General features: G+C 66.3%; 17 protein-coding genes. 10 read left to right on the plus strand and 7 right to left on the minus strand.

Translation table 11 applies throughout. The annotated features are described in order from the left end of the window. Positions 1-5: 5 nt before the first annotated feature. Complete coding sequence (gene ispG / locus NG698_RS01710; protein WP_104063099.1) at positions 6-1172, plus strand: flavodoxin-dependent (E)-4-hydroxy-3-methylbut-2-enyl-diphosphate synthase; 1167 nt, start codon at positions 6-8, stop codon at positions 1170-1172. Next, positions 1135-2025, plus strand: coding sequence for a GNAT family N-acetyltransferase (locus NG698_RS01715; RefSeq protein ID WP_252600049.1), 891 nt, complete (start codon positions 1135-1137; stop codon positions 2023-2025). Before ispG ends, NG698_RS01715 begins: the two co-directional genes overlap by 38 nt. Here NG698_RS01715 and NG698_RS01720 read toward each other — a convergent pair. The 3 genes from NG698_RS01720 to NG698_RS01730 are packed head-to-tail and all read right to left on the minus strand — an operon-like array spanning position 2009 to position 4238. Beyond that, complete coding sequence (locus tag NG698_RS01720) at positions 2009-2701, minus strand: TetR/AcrR family transcriptional regulator (protein ID WP_374210069.1); 693 nt, start codon at positions 2699-2701, stop codon at positions 2009-2011. The genes NG698_RS01715 and NG698_RS01720 overlap by 17 nt on opposite strands. Then, positions 2698-3441, minus strand: a complete 744-nt coding sequence (locus NG698_RS01725) for an ABC transporter permease (RefSeq protein ID WP_056348486.1) — start codon at positions 3439-3441, stop codon at positions 2698-2700. Before NG698_RS01725 ends, NG698_RS01720 begins: the two co-directional genes overlap by 4 nt. A gap of 8 nt (positions 3442-3449) precedes the next feature. Continuing rightward, positions 3450-4238 carry an ABC transporter ATP-binding protein gene (locus NG698_RS01730; protein WP_252607884.1) on the minus strand — a complete coding sequence of 263 codons (789 nt, stop codon included), beginning with the start codon at positions 4236-4238 and terminating at the stop codon, positions 3450-3452. Between the two features lie 409 nt (positions 4239-4647). Here NG698_RS01730 and NG698_RS01735 point away from each other — a divergent pair, with 409 nt between their 5' ends. The 3 genes from NG698_RS01735 to NG698_RS01745 all read left to right on the plus strand — a co-directional run bounded on the left by NG698_RS01735 (position 4648) and on the right by NG698_RS01745 (position 8723). Then, on the plus strand, positions 4648-6456 hold the full coding sequence (locus tag NG698_RS01735) for a proline--tRNA ligase (RefSeq protein ID WP_252600019.1): 1809 nt from the start codon (positions 4648-4650) through the stop codon (positions 6454-6456). 9 nt (positions 6457-6465) lie between these two features. Continuing rightward, complete coding sequence (locus NG698_RS01740; protein ID WP_252600020.1) at positions 6466-7260, plus strand: sulfite exporter TauE/SafE family protein; 795 nt, start codon at positions 6466-6468, stop codon at positions 7258-7260. Positions 7261-7325: 65 nt separating this feature from the next. Beyond that, on the plus strand, positions 7326-8723 hold the full coding sequence (locus NG698_RS01745) for a pyridoxal phosphate-dependent decarboxylase family protein (RefSeq protein ID WP_252607885.1): 1398 nt from the start codon (positions 7326-7328) through the stop codon (positions 8721-8723). An 84-nt stretch (positions 8724-8807) separates the two neighbouring features. Here the strand turns inward: NG698_RS01745 and NG698_RS01750 are convergent, their stop codons facing one another. From NG698_RS01750 to NG698_RS01760, 3 genes are read right to left on the minus strand one after another with little or no spacing between them, the layout of a single operon-like run. Next, entirely contained in the window at positions 8808-9839 is a 1032-nt protein-coding gene (locus tag NG698_RS01750; protein WP_252607886.1) for an aminoglycoside phosphotransferase family protein, read from the minus strand. Then, a complete protein-coding gene (locus NG698_RS01755; RefSeq protein WP_252564829.1) occupies positions 9836-10564 on the minus strand; it encodes a VIT1/CCC1 transporter family protein in 729 nt (242 codons plus the stop codon). The genes NG698_RS01750 and NG698_RS01755 overlap by 4 nt, the downstream gene beginning before the upstream one ends. 51 nt (positions 10565-10615) lie before the next feature. Next, positions 10616-11776, minus strand: coding sequence for a DUF4439 domain-containing protein (locus NG698_RS01760; protein ID WP_252607887.1), 1161 nt, complete (start codon positions 11774-11776; stop codon positions 10616-10618). Between the two features lie 106 nt (positions 11777-11882). Here NG698_RS01760 and rimP point away from each other — a divergent pair, with 106 nt between their 5' ends. The 5 genes from rimP to rbfA all read left to right on the plus strand — a co-directional run bounded on the left by rimP (position 11883) and on the right by rbfA (position 17903). Further along, on the plus strand, positions 11883-12497 hold the full coding sequence (gene rimP, locus NG698_RS01765) for a ribosome maturation factor RimP (protein WP_252607888.1): 615 nt from the start codon (positions 11883-11885) through the stop codon (positions 12495-12497). Then, on the plus strand, positions 12497-13477 hold the full coding sequence (gene nusA, locus NG698_RS01770) for a transcription termination factor NusA (protein ID WP_252607889.1): 981 nt from the start codon (positions 12497-12499) through the stop codon (positions 13475-13477). The genes rimP and nusA overlap by 1 nt, the downstream gene beginning before the upstream one ends. Positions 13478-13647: 170 nt before the next feature. Continuing rightward, positions 13648-14025 carry a YlxR family protein gene (locus NG698_RS01775; protein ID WP_252607890.1) on the plus strand — a complete coding sequence of 126 codons (378 nt, stop codon included), beginning with the start codon at positions 13648-13650 and terminating at the stop codon, positions 14023-14025. A 152-nt stretch (positions 14026-14177) separates the two neighbouring features. Beyond that, entirely contained in the window at positions 14178-17102 is a 2925-nt protein-coding gene (infB, locus tag NG698_RS01780; RefSeq protein ID WP_252607891.1) for a translation initiation factor IF-2, read from the plus strand. Between the two features lie 291 nt (positions 17103-17393). Next, complete coding sequence (rbfA, locus tag NG698_RS01785) at positions 17394-17903, plus strand: 30S ribosome-binding factor RbfA (RefSeq protein WP_104063111.1); 510 nt, start codon at positions 17394-17396, stop codon at positions 17901-17903. Between the two features lie 73 nt (positions 17904-17976). On the opposite strand, the gene NG698_RS01790 is transcribed toward rbfA, so the two are convergent. Then, on the minus strand, positions 17977-19074 hold the full coding sequence (locus NG698_RS01790; RefSeq protein WP_252607892.1) for a ScyD/ScyE family protein: 1098 nt from the start codon (positions 19072-19074) through the stop codon (positions 17977-17979). Between the last annotated feature and the right edge of the window lie 237 nt (positions 19075-19311).

Below are 19311 nucleotides of genomic sequence, written 5' to 3' on the forward strand. Positions count from 1 at the left end.
TCCACGTGACCTCGGTCAGCCTGGGAATGCCGTCAGCACCGCCGCCCGTTCTCGCCCCCCGCCGCAAGACGCGGCAGATCAAGGTGGGTTCCGTCGGGGTCGGTTCGGACTCGCCCATCAGTGTGCAGTCCATGACCACCACGCCCACCACGGACATCAACGCCACCCTGCAGCAGATCGCGGAACTCACCGCATCCGGTTGCGACATCGTGCGCGTCGCCTGCCCGTCGGCCGATGATGCAGAGGCTCTGCCAATCATCGCTCGCAAGTCCCAGATCCCTGTCATTGCCGACATCCACTTCCAGCCGAAGTACGTCTTCGCGGCGATTGAGGCCGGCTGCGCGGCAGTGCGGGTGAACCCGGGCAATATCCGCAAGTTCGATGACCAGGTCAAGGAAATCGCCCGCGCGGCGAAGGACCACGGGACCTCCATCCGGATCGGCATCAACGCCGGATCGCTGGAGCCCGGCATCCTGAAGAAGTATGGCAAGGCCACCCCCGAGGCCCTCGTGGAATCCGCCGTCTGGGAAGCGTCGCTGTTCGAAGAGCACGGTTTCAACGACTTCAAGATCTCGGTCAAGCACAACGACCCGGTCATTATGGTTGCTGCCTACGAGATGCTGGCCGAGCAGGGCGACTGGCCCCTGCACCTGGGCGTCACCGAAGCCGGGCCCGCCTTCCAGGGCACCATCAAGTCCGCCACAGCCTTCGGGGCGCTCCTGGCCAAGGGCATCGGCGACACCATCAGGGTTTCCCTGTCGGCGCCTCCGGTGGAGGAAATCAAGGTGGGCAACCAGATCCTCCAGTCCCTGAACCTGCGTCCGCGCAAACTGGAAATCGTCTCCTGCCCGTCATGCGGCCGCGCCCAGGTGGACGTGTACACCCTTGCCGAACAGGTCACCGCAGGGCTGGAAGGCATGGAAATTCCGCTCCGCGTGGCAGTGATGGGCTGTGTTGTCAACGGACCGGGCGAAGCCCGCGAAGCCGATCTTGGTGTGGCGTCCGGCAATGGCAAGGGGCAGATCTTTGTGAAGGGCCAAGTCATTAAGACTGTGCCTGAGAGCGAGATTGTTGAGACACTGATCGAAGAGGCCATGCGCATAGCTGAAGAGATGGGGGAGGCCGATGGCGAAGATGCTGTCAAGGGTAGCCCCGTGGTTAGCGTCTCATAAAGAGGACGCCGCGCCGGCGGGAATATCCGTCCGGACCCTCGCCGGCGCGGACACCGCTGCCCTGCGGCGCCTAGCGTCGCAGGATCCGGTGGCCAATGTCTTTATCCTGGCGCACCTCCGGGCGGCGGGCTCTGCCGCGCCCACTGCTGGTGGTGCTGGCGTCCTGGGAGTTTTCGACGACGGCATCCTGGTCGGCGCGTGCTGGGCAGGGGCAAACCTGGTCCCGGTCCAGCTTGACCCCGAATTTGCCGGGCTTGTCGCTGCCGCAGCAAGCAATTCCGGCCGCCGATTCGCCTCCGCCTTTGGCCCCGCAGATGCTGTCCTTGCCCTCCATGCTGAGCTGGCTGAACTAGGGCATGCGGCCCACGAGGTGCGGGATGAACAGCCGCTGATGACGCTGTGCGGGCCGCCGTCGGTGGAGGCGAACGCGGATCTGGGGCTTGGCCGGCTGGCCGATTTTGACCGGATCCTTCCCGCCTGCGCCGCCATGTTCGAAGAGGAAGTGGGCTACTCGCCGTTCCTGGGAGGCAAGGAGTTCTACAGCCGCCGCGTGGAAGGCCTCATCCGGCAAGGCCATTCATTGGCACACGTCAACGACTCCGGCGACGTTGTGTTCAAGGCCGAGCTGGGAGCTGTGACAGCCGACGTCACGCAGATCCAGGGTGTATGGATGAACCCCGGCTACCGCGGACAGGGTCTGAGCGCCGGCTACATGGCTGCCGTGGTGGAGAAGGCGCGCACGCTTGCCCCCGTCACCAGCCTGTACGTCAACGGTTTCAACCTCCGGGCGCGGTCCACTTACGAGCGCGTGGGCTTCCGCCAGGTTGGCACCTTCGCTACGGTTCTGTTCTAGCCGCCAGGTCGCTGGCCTCAGCGTCGCCGCCTTTCAGGCCACCCGTCAGGTAATGCTGGACGTTCGGAGCCACGAGCCGCACAAGGTCGTCGGGCGAGGCAGACGCGAGTGGCTCCAGCCGCACCACATACCGGACCAGCATCACCCCAACCATCTGCGTGGCCACAAGGTTTCCGCGCATGGCCACTTCTTCGGGCGGGCCGGGGACTCCTGCCATGATCCGGCCGAGGATGGTCCGCTGCACCAGTTCCCGCAGCAGCAACGTCTTGGCCTTGGAGCCGATGGTTCCCCTGAGGAAGGCCACCAGGCTGTGCTGGGCCGGGCTCTCCCACAAGCGCAGCACGGCCCGCACGATCGCCTCTGCCCGGTCCTCTGGCGAGTAGCCGTCAACGCCCGCCAGGACTTTCTCCGGGTCGGCCGGTAGTGCCACACTCAGCGCGAAAAGCTCGTCCTTGCCCTTGAAGAAATGGTGGACCATGGCGGGGTCCACGCCGGTTTCCCGGGCGATCTGGCGCAGGCTGGTCCCTTCGAAACCGTGTTCGGCGAAAAGCCGCCGGGCTGTGTCCAGGATCTGTTCCCTCGACTCGGTGGCCCCGCCGCGCCGGCCCCGCCGGCCCGTACCCGCCGCGCTGCCTGCGGAACCCGGGGCGTCCGCCGGATCATGCTGTCCGTTCACGCTGTCCGCCGCCGCAGGGTCAGGGACGCGAGCACCAGGACCGCCAGGACAATGGCCACGATGACTCCGGCATCCATCCACAGCTGGTCTGTGGGCTCGGTGTTGGCGGCGATCTCCTGGAGGGCATCCACCGAAAAAGTCAGTGGAAGGACATTCGATACAGCCTCGAGGGCCTCGTTCATCCTTTCGCGGGCCACAAAGAGGCCACAGAGCAGGATCTGCGGGACTACCACCACCGGCATGAACTGCACGGCCTGGAATTCCGTCCGGGCGAAGGCCGAACAGAGCAGCCCCAGCGCGACGCCAAGAACCGCATTGATCACGGCAATCATGACCACCAGTCCAGGGCTGCCTTGGATGTCGAGCCCGAAGATCCAGTAGGCCACGGCGGTAGCCACCAGCGACTGCAGGGCGGCCATGATGGAAAATGCCAGCCCGTAGCCGAACAGCAGGTCCGCCTTGTGGATGGGAGTGGTCAGCAGCCGTTCCAGGGTCCCCGAGGTGCGTTCCCGCAGCATCGTGATGGACGTAACCAGGAACATAACCACAAACGGGAAGATCGCCAGCATCATCAGGCCAACCCGGTCAAAAGTCCTGGGCACCCCCGGCGGCAGCGTTTCATTCTCATAGAGAAAGTACACGGCGGTGAGCAGCAGCGCTGGGACCACCAGGATTAGCGCGATGCTGCGGTGGTCGTGCCGGAGCTGGTCGAGGACGCGCCGGGTGGTGGCCAACAGCATCAACAGGTTCATGACCGTACCGTCCTTTCGGGGGAACCACTGGGCACTTCGGCGGTGTCCTGGATGATGTGCAGGAAAGCCTTCTCCAGATCGGCACTGTGCCCGCGCCGGCTCAATTCCGCCGGCGTCAGCTGCGCCAGGAGCTTTCCCTCCCGCAGCAGGAGGAGTGATCCGCAATGGCTGGCTTCCTCCATCACATGGCTGGAAACCAGCAGGGTGGTCCCGGACTCGGCCATGGACCGGAAACGGTCCCACAGGTCAGCCCGGAGCACCGGATCAAGGCCCACGGTTGGCTCATCCAGGACCAGCAGGCTGGGGCGAGCCACCAGGGCACAGGCCAACGACACCCGGCTCAGCTGTCCGCCGGAGAGGTCGCCGGTTTTCTGCCTGGCCTGCGGTTCAAGCCCGACGGCGGCGATCGCCTCTGCGGCCTCGGCGCGGCCCTTGCGGTGCATGGCGCCGAAGTAGCGGACATTGGCTTCGACCGTGAGGTCCGGATACACGCTGGGGGACTGGGTCACGTAACCCACCCGGTGTCGCAGGTCAGGGTGCCCGGCGGGCAGCCCCAGCACTTGGACCGAGCCGGACGTGAGCGCCTGGACGCCCATGATGGCCCGCATGAGCGTAGTCTTGCCGCTGCCGGACGGGCCCAGCAGCCCGGTGATCTCGCCTGCCTGGATGGCAAAGTCCAAGCCGCGCAGGACGGGAACCTTTCCCCGTGTGACGTGCAGGGCGGTGGCGGCCACAGCGATGCTGGCTTCCGTGACGGCCGGGGCGGTAGCTTCTGAATGGGACATTAATGCCTCCGAATGCTGGGAGTCCGCCTTTGAATTCATCAGGTGATGAATTGAAACTAGACCTGCAAAAGGCGGCCGTCAATTACTTCGAATGGAAAAACCCTTGTGGATGTGTCGGCTATCACATATGTTCGATCTAGCTGCGCTGGAGTGGGTGGGCGGTCTCACCAGTCCTCACCAGTACCTAGGCGTCAACGGCCATGGAGCCACGTCCGCATGCAATGACCAGCCGTTTACGGCCAGGGGCTTTGCATGCCGGGCGTGGCTCTATTGCGTCCCGCCCCCGCGGTCTCTGGGCCGGCTCAGGTTCCGCCGCCTGGCGTGCCGTGGATAGCCGGTAGATTAGTACCCAGAAGAATTGCCCGGCTCTGCTTTCCAGCAGCTACTCCCCAGAAACGGATAACCACCCGTGGTCACAAGAATGTCCAAGCTTTTCCTGCGCACGTTGCGTGAAGATCCCGTCGACGCTGAGGTCGCCAGCCACCGGCTCCTGGTCCGGGCCGGCTACATCCGCCGCGCGGCGCCCGGCATCTACACCTGGCTTCCGCTGGGGCTGAGTGTGCTGCGCAAGGTCGAGGCCGTCGTCCGCGAGGAAATGGACGCCATCGGTGCCCAGGAAGTCCACTTCCCGGCGCTGCTGCCGCGAGAGCCCTACGAGGTCACCAACCGCTGGACCGAATACGGCGAAGGTCTGTTCCGGCTCCAGGACCGTAAGGGTGCCGACTACCTGCTGGCCCCCACGCACGAAGAAATGTTCACCCTTCTGGTCAAGGACCTGTACTCGTCCTACAAGGACCTGCCCCTGAGCCTGTATCAGATCCAGAACAAATATCGCGACGAAGCACGCCCCCGCGCGGGCCTGCTGCGCGGCCGCGAGTTCATCATGAAGGATTCCTACTCCTTCGACGTGGACGACGCAGGCCTGGACGCCAGCTACGCCGCCCACCGTGGCGCCTACCTGAAGATCTTTGCGCGCCTGGGCCTGGAAGTCATTCCCGTTGCGGCCACCGCCGGCGCCATGGGTGGGTCCAAGAGCGAAGAGTTCCTGCACCCCACCGAGATCGGCGAAGACACTTTCGTGCGCTCCGCCGGCGGCTATGCAGCCAACGTTGAGGCCGTCACCACCGTTGTTCCGGCCGACATCGACTTCAGCAACGCCCCTGCCGCCGAGGTCCTCGATACCCCGAACACGCCCACCATCGATACGCTGGTTGCCGCGTCCAACGAACTGGCTCCCCGGAGCGAGGCCGACGGCGGCGCGTGGACGGGCGCCGACACCCTCAAGAACGTGGTTCTTGCCGTCACCCTGCCCACTGGTGAGCGCCAGCTTGTGGTCATCGGCCTGCCGGGTGACCGCGGCGTTGACTTGAAGCGCGTGGAAGCCAACATCGGTTCCTTCCTGCCCATCGGCGGCGAGATCACGCTCGAAGCAGCCAACGACGACGACCTCAAGAAGCAGCCCCTCATAGTCAAGGGCTACCTTGGACCCGGCCTGACGCTGGACCAACCCCTACTGGGCAGCGAAAGCTCAACCAAGCTTCTCTACCTGGTGGATCCCCGCGTTGTCAGCGGCACTGCCTGGATCACCGGGGCCAACGAAGCAGGAAAGCACGTGTACGGCCTGGTTGCCGGCCGCGACTTCACCTGGGACGGCGTCATCGAGTGCACCGACGTCCGCGAGGGTGACCCGGCCCCGGACGGCTCCGGTCCGCTGGAGACGGCCCGCGGCATCGAAATGGGCCACATCTTCCAGCTGGGCCGCAAATACGCTGAGGCCCTCGAGCTGAAGGTCCTGGACCAGAACGGCAAGCAGGTGGTGGTTACCATGGGCTCCTACGGTGTTGGTGTCACCCGTGCCGTCGCCGCACTGGCCGAATCCAACCACGATGACAAGGGTCTGGTCTGGCCCCGCGCCGTTGCCCCCGCCGATGTCCATGTAGTGGCTGTCGGCCGCGGCGAGGAAATCTTTGCCACCGCCGAGCAGCTGGCCCTGGAACTCGAGGCCGCCGGCCTGGACGTCATCTACGATGACCGGCCGAAGGTCTCCCCGGGCGTAAAGTTCGGCGACGCGGAACTCGTCGGCGTCCCCACCATCCTGGCCGTCGGCCGCGGCCTGGTGGACGGCGTTGTCGAGATCAAGGACCGCCGCAGCGGCGAAGCGGAGAACGTGGCCGTGGACAAGGCCGTTGACTATGTGGTCACCGCCGTCCGCAGCTGACCTGCGGCGGTGATTTCCGGGTTCGAGTCGATCCAGCTCACCACAATCATCCTGATTGTGGTGGCTGGATTTGCTGCCGGCTGGGTGGACGCCGTGGTGGGTGGCGGCGGTCTGCTCCAGCTGCCGGCGATGCTGCTGGTACCCGGGATTACGCCGGTCCAGGCCTTGGCCACCAACAAGATGGGGTCAATTTTCGGCACCGCCACGAGTGCGGTGACGTACTACGGGCGGGTGAAACCGGACCTTCGGACAGCCGTGCCCATGGCGGTGATCGCCCTTGCCGGCAGCTTCGCCGGGGCGGTGCTCGCCGCCACGCTGCCGGCGAGTGTCTTCAAGCCGATCATCGTGGTGGCGCTGGTCGTCGTGGCGCTTTTTACGGCGCTGAAGCCCAACGTCGGTGACCTCACCGTGCTGCGGCACGATGGCCGCACGCACTACGTGGTGGCATGCATGATCGGGGCCGTGATTGGCTTCTATGACGGCCTGATTGGTCCGGGCACCGGCTCCTTCCTCATCATCGCGCTCGTCTCGGCGATGGGCTATGCCTTCCTGGAGGCAAGCGCCAAAGCCAAGATCGTGAACATGGCCACCAACGCCGGCGCCCTGCTGTTCTTCCTGCCCCATGGGTCAATCCTCTGGGGTGTCGGGCTGCTGCTGGGCCTGGCCAACATGGCCGGCGGCTACCTGGGCGCGCGGACTGCCGTGAAGCAGGGAAGCCGCTTCATCCGCGTTGTATTCCTGCTGGTGGTGGGCGCCCTGATCATCAAACTCGGCGTCGACGTCTGGCAGGAAAACCTAGCCTGATAGGGTAGCCGAAACCCTCGCAGCCGGTATCGCCCGCAGCCCCCGGCCGGGCGTACCATGCAGGTATGTCCGCAGGCGGGGAACCCTATTCGGAAGCATTGTCAGTCGCGGCCCCTCGCGCCGCCGAGTGGCTGGCGAGCCTGCCGGACAGGCACGTCGGGCCCGCCCAAAGCGCCCACGATCTCGAGGCTGACTTCGGCGGGCCCCTTCCCGAACAGGGCATGCCCGCCGCAGCTGTGGTTGAGTACCTGGCGGACAAGGCCGAACCGGGACTGATGGCGATGCCCTCGGGGCGCTTTTTCGGTTGGGTGATCGGCGGGACGTTGCCTGCCGCCCTGGCTGCCGACTGGCTGGTCAGCGCCTGGGACCAGAACTCGGGCCTGCGTTACACCACCCCAGCGATAGCCGCCATCGAGGAGGGGGCCGGCCACTGGCTGCTGGACCTTCTCGGCCTACCGGCGGAATCCGACGTCGGCTTCACTACGGGTGCCACCATGGCCAACTTCACCGGGCTGGCTGCTGCCCGGTGGCGGTTGCTGGCCGATGCCGGCTGGGACCTCGACGGCGATGGCCTGGCAGGCGCCCCGCGGATCCGGTGCTTTGTGGGCCAGGAGCGCCACGAGACCATTGACCTGGGCCTGCGGTACCTCGGCCTCGGCCGGCCCGTCGCGGTCCCCGCAGATGGCCAAGGCAGGCTGCTGGCGGTGGAGCTGGACCGCCTGCTGTCGGAAGGGTCCGGGCCCGCGCTGGTCTGCCTCCAGGTCGGCAACCTCCACTCCGGAGCCTTCGACCCCTTCGACGCCGCCATCGAGGTTGCCCGGCGGCATGGCGCCTGGGTGCACGTGGACGGCGCGTTCGGGCTGTGGGCCGCGGCCGTGCCGGAATTCGTGGACCTCACCCACGGCATGGAGCTGGCCGATTCGTGGGGGACCGACGCCCACAAGACGCTCAACGTCCCGTATGACTGCGGTATTGCCATCGTCAGGGATTCAGCAGCGCTACGCAGCGCCATGGGACTGCAGCACACCAGCTACCTGATCCACGATGTCGAGGGCCCGGGCGACCCGTTTGAAAAAGCGCCGGAGCTCTCGCGCCGCGCCCGCGGCGTACCGGTGTGGGCGGCGCTGAGATCACTGGGCCGGGACGGCGTGGCCAGCCAGGTCCGCGAGTTAGTGCTGCGCGCCTCGCAACTGGCAGAGCAGCTGTCAGCACTGGACGGCGTCGAGGTACTCAACACGGTGGACTACACGCAGGTTTCGCTCGCCTTCGGGGACGATGCCACCACGCGCGCCGTGACAGCCCGCGTGATCGAGGACGGCAAGGTCTGGATGTCCGGTTCACACTGGCGGGGCAGGGATGTCCTGCGCGTCTCGGTCAGTAACTGGAGCACTGACGCGGACGACGTCGGCACTGCAGTCGAGGCGGTCAGCTCCGCTTTGGCGGCTGTCCGGGCAGCGGGCTGACCGCCGGCGAGGCCCCATCCGACCACCGGGGAGGCACTGTCCCGCACGGAAGACATCCGTCCTGCCCGGGAGGGCACCCGCCGCTCAGCTGTCGCCCTGCCCCGGCTCAGGCAGGGCGTGCGCCGAGGGGAGACCATCGAGGGTCCGCCCGGCAAGGGTGCTGGCCACCCAGAGTGACCGGGCCAGATCTCCCTGGTGGCGCGGCAAGGACGCGTAGCAGAGGGCGTTCTCCACTTCGCGTGCCACGGCCCACTGGCGCGCAGCTTCGGCGTCGAGGCCGGCCGCGGCGCTGAAGTCCTGGCACCGCCGCCTCAACCCTCCGGCCGGATCGCTCCGGGGCAGGTCGCCGAGACGGTTCCACAGCAGCGGTGCCACCGCGAACTCCGGTTCGCCGATCATGGGCTGCGGGTCGATGGCGACGAAGGCCTCCCCGGGCAGCCCTCCGCTGATGGTGTGGGGCCGGGCCAGGATGTTCAGGAAATGCAGGTCCGTATGGACCAGGACATCGCGGCCCGAGCGGCGGCCAACGGCGCCGCGGGTCTGGCAGACTTCCAGGGCCGCCTCCAGTAGCCAGCGCGGGAACGGGCGGCCCTGCTGTTCCCAGTCGGCGGGCAGGTCGTCGCTCCATTGTTCGGCCCGCCCGGCGATGTGATCGAACTCCTGCCACTGCGGCCGGCCGTCCGGCACCAGGCCCAACTGCCGCATGGTGCCGCCCCACGCCACCGCCGCTTGATCCAGCGGAAGGGTCTGGAGCGAGGAGTCCGGATTCAGCCGCTCCAGCAGCATGGCGCACGTTCCGGCGTCGGATTCCAACAGCCGGACGGCGCCGGAGCCGCCCCAGAGTGCCAGCGCATGGCGTTCCATCCGTGCCTCATCGTGGGGAAACGCTATCTTGAGCGCCGCCGGTGTCCCGTCCGTCCGGCGGACTGGAACCACCACGCCGCCGTGGCCATGCCACGGGAGGGCGCCGGCTTCCAGGTCAACAGCCAGTTCCCAATGCTCCAGCCGCCCCTGCACCAGTCCCGGGAGGGAGGAAAGCCAGGCCCGTCCCGCGCTGCTGTGGCTGAAACGCCCGCTGAGGGCTGGCGGGATCGGCACGCCAATCTGGACACTCACAGGACGCCGCTTGCGCTAAGCAGGTTGCCGATGGAGAACGTGGCAGCCAAGGCCAAAGCCCCGCCCGCCACCACTCTGGCGGCGGCCCGCAGCTTCGAACCGCCGCCGATCCAGGCGCCCAGCGCCCCGGTGGCAGCGAGTGCCGCCAGCACGGCCGCGAACGTCAGGGGGACCCGGATGTTCTCCGGCGGCAGCAGGATGGCGGCCATCGGCAGGATGGCGCCGGTGACGAACGCAATCGCCGAAGCAAAGGCTGCATTCCAGGGGCTCACAATGTCTGTTTCGTCGATGTTCAGTTCGGCGGAGAGGTGCGCGCCCAGGGCATCGTGGGCCGTCAGCTCCCGCGCTACTTTCCTTGCTGTGTCCAGGCTCAGCCCCTTGCCCTGGTAGATCGCCGCGAGTTCCTCCAGCTCTTCCTCCGGCTGTTCCTGCAGTTCCAGGCGCTCCTTTTCGATCAGGGCCCGCTGGCTGTCCTTCTGGCTGCTGACGGACACGTATTCGCCCAAGGCCATGGATACAGCTCCACCCACCAGGCCGGCCGTGCCGGCGACGAGGATCGGTCCGGACTGCGTGGTGACACCGGCGACGCCCACCACGATTGCGGCGACCGAGACGATGCCGTCATTGGCACCCAGCACGCCGGCTCGCAGCCAGTTCAGGCGCTGGGCGACGTCGTTTTGGTGGGGCTCATTCTCATGAAGGGCGGGGGCGCCGGCACTGTCCATGCCTCCAGCAAAGCATTAGTGCCTGCGCCTGGCCAGTGTGCCGTGCCTTGGCTACGAATTGCCGGGAGTGCTGGTTGTGGAAGTCCCCGGAGTTGATACAGGCTCCGGCAGTGGCGGCAGGAGTGCTTCGTCCAGGACCATGCCGGGGACCGGGCCTGGCGACGCACGCCAATGGACGGTCCGCCGGGCCGCCGACTGAAGTGCTGAGAGTGCCCATACGCGTTCGCGCCCCTCGCTGAGCGCCACCACGTCGCCGAGTACCGGAAGTGTCCCCGCCTCCAGGGTTCCCAGCCCCGCTGCAGGGTCGGCCAGGAACGCCGGGCTCAGGACATAGCCGGGCTGCCTCGGGGGTACCGTGGCGCAGCGGGACCTGCCCATGGCCTCCGCTTCGCCCCGGAGGACGCCGTGCTGGGCCAGGAAGGTCGACGCCGGAGCAGCGGACCCGGAGTTAAGCCTGGTCAGCGCGGCCTGGTACGCGTAGACCAGTTCCAGCTCGCCCTGCACGGCCGAGGCCAAGGCTGAGCCGAGGTCCGCGCCAGTGCTGGCGGCGGGGTCGGCTGCTTCGCCGGCACAGCCGGCGGCTACTGATGCCGAAACAGGCAGGGTGGGCGCCGGCGATGCGGGGGAGGAGGGGCCAGACCCCGGGAGTGCAGCCAACGCAATCCCGGTCGCCGAGGCCAGGTCCTCTGCAGCCAGAAGCTGGGCAGTTCCGGTGCCGGCGAGAAGGCGGGCCATGCCGCCGTCGGCCGTTTCGGCATCGTGGAGCCGCTGTGCCCCGCTTGCCTGGAGGGCAGCGGCGAAGTCCGCGGTGGTGGACGGCCGCGTGACGGTGGCCAGCGCCGTGGACGGGGCAGGGACGGGGGCAGTAGCCGCACGGTCCAGGGCAGGATCGCCGGCCGCATCAGCCGGCAGCATCAACGCGCGGGCCTGGACAGTCAGCAAAGTCACAATCCGGGCAAGGGCGGCCGCTTGTGGGGCCGGCGCAGTGGCGCCGGCAGTGCCTTCGAGGTCCAGGCCAGCGGCCCTGAGGTTCAGGGAATCCGCGAACGCGGATGCCCTTGCTTGCTCGGAAAACGGCGGCGCCGCAGGCGGGGACGGTTCGCGGGGGATGAGCACCAATCCGAGGCTCACCACCAGAAGGGCGGCCAGCGCAAAAACGGCGTACTGGAAATAACGCCTGCGGCCGCCGGATTCCTGCGTGTCGTCTTTCACAACAGACCATGTTCTCACGCCTGATGCGAATCTTCGTGCACCACTGTGGCCGGAAAATCGTTAGGCTAGTAGTCACAACATCATCTATTGGAAGGCGGCCGGCATCGTGAGTAATGCAGAAGCCACGACTTCATCAGACGCTACCGGAACGGGTACCGCTGTTGCTGCGCCCGCCAACAATCCCGAAGCCGTCAGGCTCCGGGCGCTGTTGGAACCGGCGGTCCAGGCCAACCGCCTGTACCTCGAGGACGTAACCATCCTGGCCGGTTCACACCGCGTGGTCCACGTGGTGGTTGACCTGCCGCAGGAGGAAACCGGCGGCGTAAACCTCGATGTCATCGCTGACATCTCCAGGGTCCTCTCCGACGTCCTGGACAATGATCCCGCAGACGACGGGCGCCCCTACGACCTCGAGGTTTCCTCCCCGGGCGTCGCGCGTCCCCTCACCGAAGTCCGGCACTGGCACCGCGCCCGGGGCCGGCTGGTCAGGGTCAACGTCATCCAGGGCGAAAACGTCACCGGCAGGGTCCAGTCCGTGGACGATTCCGGCGTCACCATCATCCCGGAGATCGCCGTCAAGAAGGGCATGAAGCCCAAGCAGGGCGAGCCCCAGATTCTTCCTTTCGACAGGATCCGTAACGGAAAAGTCGAGATCGAATTCAGCCACCTCGAAGAAGCTGGTCTGGAACCTGAGCACAATGGACCTTCTGAGGAGGCCTGATGGATATTGACATGAGCGCGCTGAGACTACTGGAGCGTGAGCGCGAAATTCCGCTGGACCTCCTGATCCCCACCATCGAGCAGGCGCTCCTGGTGGCGTACCACAAATCGCCCGGCGCCTTCGAGAAGGCCCGGGCCGAGCTGGACCGCAAGAGCGGCCACGTAACCATCTGGGCAGTGGAGATCGACGACGACGGCGCCCCCATCGGCGAGTTCGAGGACACGCCTGCCGGCTTCGGCCGTATCGCGGCGAGCACCGCACGCCAGATCATCCTGCAGCGCCTGCGGGACGTCGAGGACGACGCCATACTGGGTGAGTTCAAGGGCCGCGAGGGTGAACTTGTGGCCGGCCTGATCCAGCAGGGCAACAACCCGCACATGATCCAGGTCAACCTGGGTTCGGTGGAGGCCCTGCTGCCGCCGCCCGAACAGGTGCCGGGGGAGAAGTACATCCACGGCAACCGGCTCCGCGCCATCGTTATCGATGTCCACCGCGGCACCAAGGGCCCGTCCGTCACCCTGTCCCGTTCACACCCGGGCCTCGTCCGGAAGCTCTTCGAACTGGAGGTCCCGGAGATCGCGGACCGCTCTGTGGAGATCGTGGCACTGGCCCGCGAGGCCGGCCACCGTACCAAGATCGCGGTCAAGGCCCACACCCAGGGCATCAACGCCAAGGGCGCCTGCATCGGCGAAATGGGTTCCCGCGTCCGCGCCGTTATGACGGAACTGAACGACGAAAAAATCGACATCGTCGACTTCAGCGAGGATCCGGCAACGTTTATTGCCAGTGCACTCTCCCCTTCGCGTGTGAATTCGGTCACCGTCGTGGACGAGGCCACCCGCTCCGCGCGTGTGGTGGTCCCGGACTACCAGCTCTCGCTGGCCATCGGCAAAGAGGGCCAGAACGCCCGGCTGGCGGCCAAGCTGACGGGCTGGCGAATCGATATCGTCTCGGACGCTGCCCCGGCGCGCGAAAGCTAATCCGGTTCCGGGGCTTCGGCCGGCGGCGGATACCTCCGGCCGAAGCCCCGGTTTCGGGCAGAACTGCCCGGAGGGGCTAGAATAGACATGACCGCGCCTAACGGCCGGTATTCGTGTGCCCTGAGAATTCCCGTTCCGCCGATGCGGTTGGGGCCTCAGGGCCGGCAGTTATGAACGTCAGGAAGATACTCACCGTGGCAGAAGTGCTTCACACCGAGGATCAACCGCAGCGTACCTGCATCGGATGCCGGAAGCAGGCACCGCGGTCTGAGTTACTCCGGCTCGTCGCCGAAGGCAGCGGTTCCACCGCAGTGCTGGTAGACGAACGACGCCGGATGGCTGGCAGGGGTGCATGGCTGCACCCCAGCGAAGCGTGCCTGGCCCTGGCGGCCAAGCGGCGAGCATTCGGAAGGGCCCTCAACGGCGCAACCGGGTCCACCGCCGTCGAACGCCGGATCATGGCAGGCAAGCAGGACGCCGGCCCGTTGCAGGTACCCCTGGTAGCTGCAGCAAAAACCGTCCAACCTGAAAGCGGGTCAGAAAACTGATGGAAACCCGATGAGTTCCCAGCGATGAGTGCGCAACGATGACAACTTTGTTGCGCTCTGCAATGGGCCCTGTAGTTGCAACCGCGGCTGGGGCCCGCAGTAAGAAGTAGACGGTTCGTGCCTGGCTCGGTGCGGACCGAGACAGGAGAAATGTGGCCAAGGTCCGCGTACACGAGCTTGCTAAAGAGCTCGGTATTACTTCCAAAGATGCAGTAACCAAACTGCAGGAACTGGGCGAATTCGTTCGCTCCGCTTCTTCAACCATTGAGGCCCCGGTGGTGCGGAAACTTCGCAACGCCTACCCCGACGCAGCTGCCAAGACCGCAGCTCCGGCAGCCGCGCCCAAGGCGCCTGCCCCGTCGGCCGACACACGGCCCGCAGCACCTGCTCCGGGCCCCGCAGCTCCCTCAGCCCCGGCGGCACCAGCTGCTGCGGCTCCGGCTGCACCCGCTGCCGTTTCCGCCGCTCCGGCAGCACCTGCCGCAGCACCGGTTGCGTCAGCCCCGGCCGCAAGCGCACCGTCCACCGGCGCCAAGCCCGGTGCCCGTCCGGCACCGAAGGCTGAAGCCCCGGCCGCACCGACCCGCTCCGGCGGATCAACACAGGGTGGTTCGCAGGGCGGCTCCGCACCGCGTCCCGGCGGTCCCCGTCCGGGCAACAACCCGTTCGCCACGTCCCAGGGCATGCCCCGCGGCCGCGGTGGCGACGGAGAGCGTGCTCCCCGTCCGGGTAACAACCCGTTCGCTCCTTCGCAGGGCATGCCCCGCGCGGGTGGAAGCCGTCCCGACGGCGACCGTCCGGGTGGTCCGCGTCCCGCGGCCGGTGCCGGTGGTCCCCGTCCGGGTGGTCCGCGTCCCGCAGCCGGTGCCGGTGGCCCCCGTCCGGGTGGTCCGCGTCCCGCAGCAGGCGCCGGCGGCGCTGGTGGTCCGCGTACCGCGGGTGCCGGTGGAAACCGTCCTACTCCGGGCATGATGCCCAACCGCACTGAGCGTCCCGCACCCGCTGGTGCAGGCCGTCCCGGTGGCGGCGCCCGTGGTCCCGGACGTCCGGGTGGCGCTCCAGGCACCGGTGGCGCACCGGGTGCCAGTGGCGGCGCTCCGGCCGGCGGTGGCTTCGGCAAGGGTGGCCGCGGTCGCGGTGGCACCCAGGGTGCTTTCGGTAAGGGCGGCGCAGGCCGCGGCAAGCAGCGCAAGTCGAAGCGTGCCAAGCGCCAGGAACTCGAGCAGATGAGTGCCCCGTCGCTGGGTGGCGTGAGCGTACCCCGCGGCGACGGCAACACCGTAGTCCGGCTTCGCCGTGGCTCGTCCATTACGGACTTCGCCGACAAGATCGAGGCGAACCCCGCAGCACTGGTGACGGTCCTCTTTCACCTCGGCGAAATGGCCACGGCCACGCAGTCGCTGGATGAAGAGACCTTCGCACTGCTCGGCGAGGAGCTTGGCTACAAGCTCCAGGTTGTCTCGCCGGAGGACGAGGAGCGCGAGCTGCTCTCCGGTTTCGACATCGACTTCGAAGCAGAACTCGAAGCCGAAGGCGACGAAGACCTTGAGGCACGTCCTCCGGTTGTCACCGTTATGGGCCACGTTGACCACGGTAAAACCCGCCTGCTCGATGCCATCCGCAAGTCCGACGTTATGGCGGGCGAGCACGGCGGCATCACGCAGCACATCGGTGCTTACCAGGTCACGCACACCCACGAAGACATCGACCGTAAGATCACCTTCATCGATACTCCGGGCCACGAGGCGTTCACCGCCATGCGTGCTCGTGGTGCGAAGGTCACCGACATCGCCATCCTGGTGGTCGCAGCGGACGACGGCGTAATGCCGCAGACCGTTGAGGCACTCAACCACGCGCAGGCTGCAAATGTGCCGATCGTGGTGGCTGTGAACAAGATCGACAAGGAAGGCGCCAACCCGGAGAAGGTCCGCGGCCAGCTGACCGAGTACGGCCTGGTTCCCGAAGAATACGGTGGCGACACCATGTTCGTGGAGGTCTCTGCCCGCCAGAACCTCAACATTGACGAGCTGCTCGAGGCTGTCCTGCTCACCGCGGACGCTGCCCTGGACATGCGCGCCAACCCGAACAAGGACGCCCGCGGTATCGCGATCGAAGCCAACCTGGACAAGGGCCGCGGTTCCGTGGCCACCGTCCTGGTGCAGTCCGGCACCCTGCGTGTCGGTGACACGATCGTGGCCGGTACGGCTCACGGCCGCGTCCGCGCCATGTTCGACGACGACGGCAGTGTCCTGACCGAGGCCGGCCCGTCCCGCCCCGTGCAGGTTCTGGGTCTGTCCAACGTGCCGCGCGCCGGTGACACCTTCTTTGTGACCGCTGACGAGCGCACCGCCCGGCAGATCGCCGAGAAGCGTGAAGCAGCCGACCGCAACGCCGCCCTCGCCAAGCGCCGCAAGCGCATCAGCCTGGAAGACTTCGACCAGGCCGTGGCCGACGGCAAGATCGACACCCTCAACCTCATCCTCAAGGGTGACGTGTCCGGTGCCGTGGAAGCCCTCGAAGACGCACTGCTCAAGATCGACGTCGGCGAAGGCGTGCAGCTGCGCGTCATCCACCGCGGCGTTGGTGCTATCACGCAGAACGACGTCAACCTGGCAACGGTCGACAGCGCCGTTATCATCGGCTTCAACGTCAAGCCTGCCGAGCGGGTTGCCGAACTGGCAGACCGCGAAGGCGTGGACATGCGCTTCTACTCCGTCATCTACGCAGCAATCGATGACATCGAGATGGCCCTCAAGGGCATGCTCAAGCCGGAGTACGAAGAGGTCCAGCTGGGCACCGCCGAGGTCCGCGAAGTCTTCCGCTCTTCCAAGTTCGGAAACATCGCCGGTTCCATCGTTCGCTCGGGCATCATCCGACGCAACACGAAGGCCCGCATCAGCCGCGACGGCAAGATCATCGGTGAGAACCTCACCGTTGAGACGCTCAAGCGCTTCAAGGACGACGCCACTGAGGTCCGCACGGACTTCGAGTGTGGTATCGGTCTTGGTTCGTTCAACGACATCACCGAGGGCGACATCATCGAGACCTTCGAGATGCGCGAAAAGCCGCGCGTCTAGGGTTCGTTGCTTGACGGGTCGGGGGCGTCGGATTTTTCCGGCGACCCCGCCCTTTCCGCCGCAGAGGGGGCCCCGCCCCTACGACGGACGGCCAGCGATCTACGATCGTTGGCCGTCCGTCTCCGGCAGGCCCGATGCCACTCCCGGGCCCCCTCAACGGCTCCAAAGGGCCGCCGGAAAAACCCAACGGGAGTCCGTCGTAGACTCGCCTTTAGTGCGTGGCAGATAACTGAAACGTGCGACGTGGCCCATTTGGCCGCCGTCGTACATCCCAAATTTTTAGGAGTGGAAATGGCTGATCCCGCACGGGCTGCCAAGTTGGCGCAGCGGATTAAGGTTGTTGTTGCTGAGGCCTTGGGCCGGAAGGTTAAGGATCCTCGGCTGGAGGGCATTACTGTTACTGATGCCCGGGTGACCAATGATCTGCAGCATGCCACGATCTACTACACCGTTTTCGGCGACCAGGCTGTGCAGGCCGATGCTGCCAAGGGCCTGGAGAAGGCCAAGGGTGTGCTCCGCCAGGAGGTGGGGCGCAACGTGACTGTCCGCCTGACGCCGACGCTTGAATTTGTGGCGGACCAGATCCCCGTCGTTGCCTCAAACCTGGAGGACCTGCTCCGGGCCGCCAAGAAGCGCGACGCCGAGGTGGCTGCGCTGGCCGAAAACGCCAAGCACGCCGGCGAGGCCGACCCGTACAAGAGCGACATTCCCGCCGATGTGGAGATCGATGAGGACGACTTCGACGAAGAGGATATTGACCTCACCGACGACGAAGACCTCGACGAAGACGCCAACAAGTAGCTTGACGCGAAGAAGGCCCGGACCCGAAGTTGGGTCCGGGTCTTTTTCGTCTGCGGGATGTTCCCTGCGTTTCCTACCGGATACTGGCCTTCAGGACCGTTCCCGCGGTGAGGTCAGCGAAGCTGAAACCGGCTGTGGCATAGAGGGTTTTCCCTCTCAGCTCCACCGCGGCAGGACCGTCGACGGCCAGGAACTGTGACTGTTCGCGGGTCCAGGCGTCGATCCTGACGATCTCATTGCCGAACATGGAAGCTGCGTAGACGTCCCCACTGCCGGATACGGCTATGCCCGTGGGGCTCAGGATCTCATCGGCCCACAGGTGGATCGCCCCGGTCCATGGATTGACCCGGAAGATGGCACCGCGGTGGCCCAGGGAAGGATCCTCCGGACCGCCCGGCAGCGACGAGACGTACAGCCAGCCGTCGGGGCCGATCTCTACATCGGTGGGCACCGGTTCAAATGCGTAGTCGTGTCCGACAACGCAGGACGGGAAGCCAACAGCCGAGGCAGCCTCTGCAGTGGCTTCCGCCGGACGCGGAGGCAGGACCGCGAGGGTGGAAGTCTCCCCGGTGGCGGCGTTGACCTTGAGGATGGCATTCATCCCGGCGTCGGCCACGAAGACGGTATTGCCATGAACCGCTGCGGCATAGGGGTGTGAGTCGACCGCCCCGGAGTATTGTGCCGGCGGGAACGGCGCCGTAATTTGGGCCAGGCACTCGGCGGTCACGTCGGATCCGAAGCCGTAGTCCTGGAATCCGTCCGGGTTGTTCTGACGCTCGTAGGTCGCGAGGTCCACAATGGTCCTGACCTCCCCGCGCCTGTCGATTGACTTCAAATAGCCGGCCAGTGCTGTGGGATCCCCGCCGCCTCCCCCGACGCTTTCGACGAAAAACGTGGTGGTGCCCCGTGTCTCAACACCGCCAACGTCCCAGCCCGCATTCGTGTAAACGTTGGTCGTTTGCCCGTCATCCTCGACGCGGTCCAGCGTGCCCGCAAAGTTCTGCGTGATGAGGACGCTCTTGCCAGGACCCAAGGCCAGGCTCAACGGCGTCATCAGGTGCTCCGCCAGGGTTTCGGGTCCGGACGGTTTCTGCGTAGCCGTGGCGGGCGCGACGGGGATGATCATCGCCGCTGCTGCCAGGCACGCGACGATCGGAAACTTCTTGTTCATTGGATCCTCCGGAGTTGACGTGCACCCCGTCGCCGGGGCCTGGCCTGAGACCAAGTCAATGCGATCCGAACTGCCCCCGGCGCTAGGTTAGTCCCGCGAAAGCAATGACGTCGACGGCATTTCCCCCTAATGTGGGCTCTCCTGACTCTTCCGTGGGTTAATTTCGGCCCGGGAGCATTGGTTTGGGACCGCCGAGGCTGAGCATGGCCAACGCGATGAGTGCGTCTGGGGATTTGA

Origin of the sequence: Pseudarthrobacter raffinosi, assembly GCF_023913735.1 — a bacterium.
GTDB classification, from domain to species: Bacteria; Actinomycetota; Actinomycetes; order Actinomycetales; family Micrococcaceae; genus Arthrobacter; species Arthrobacter raffinosi.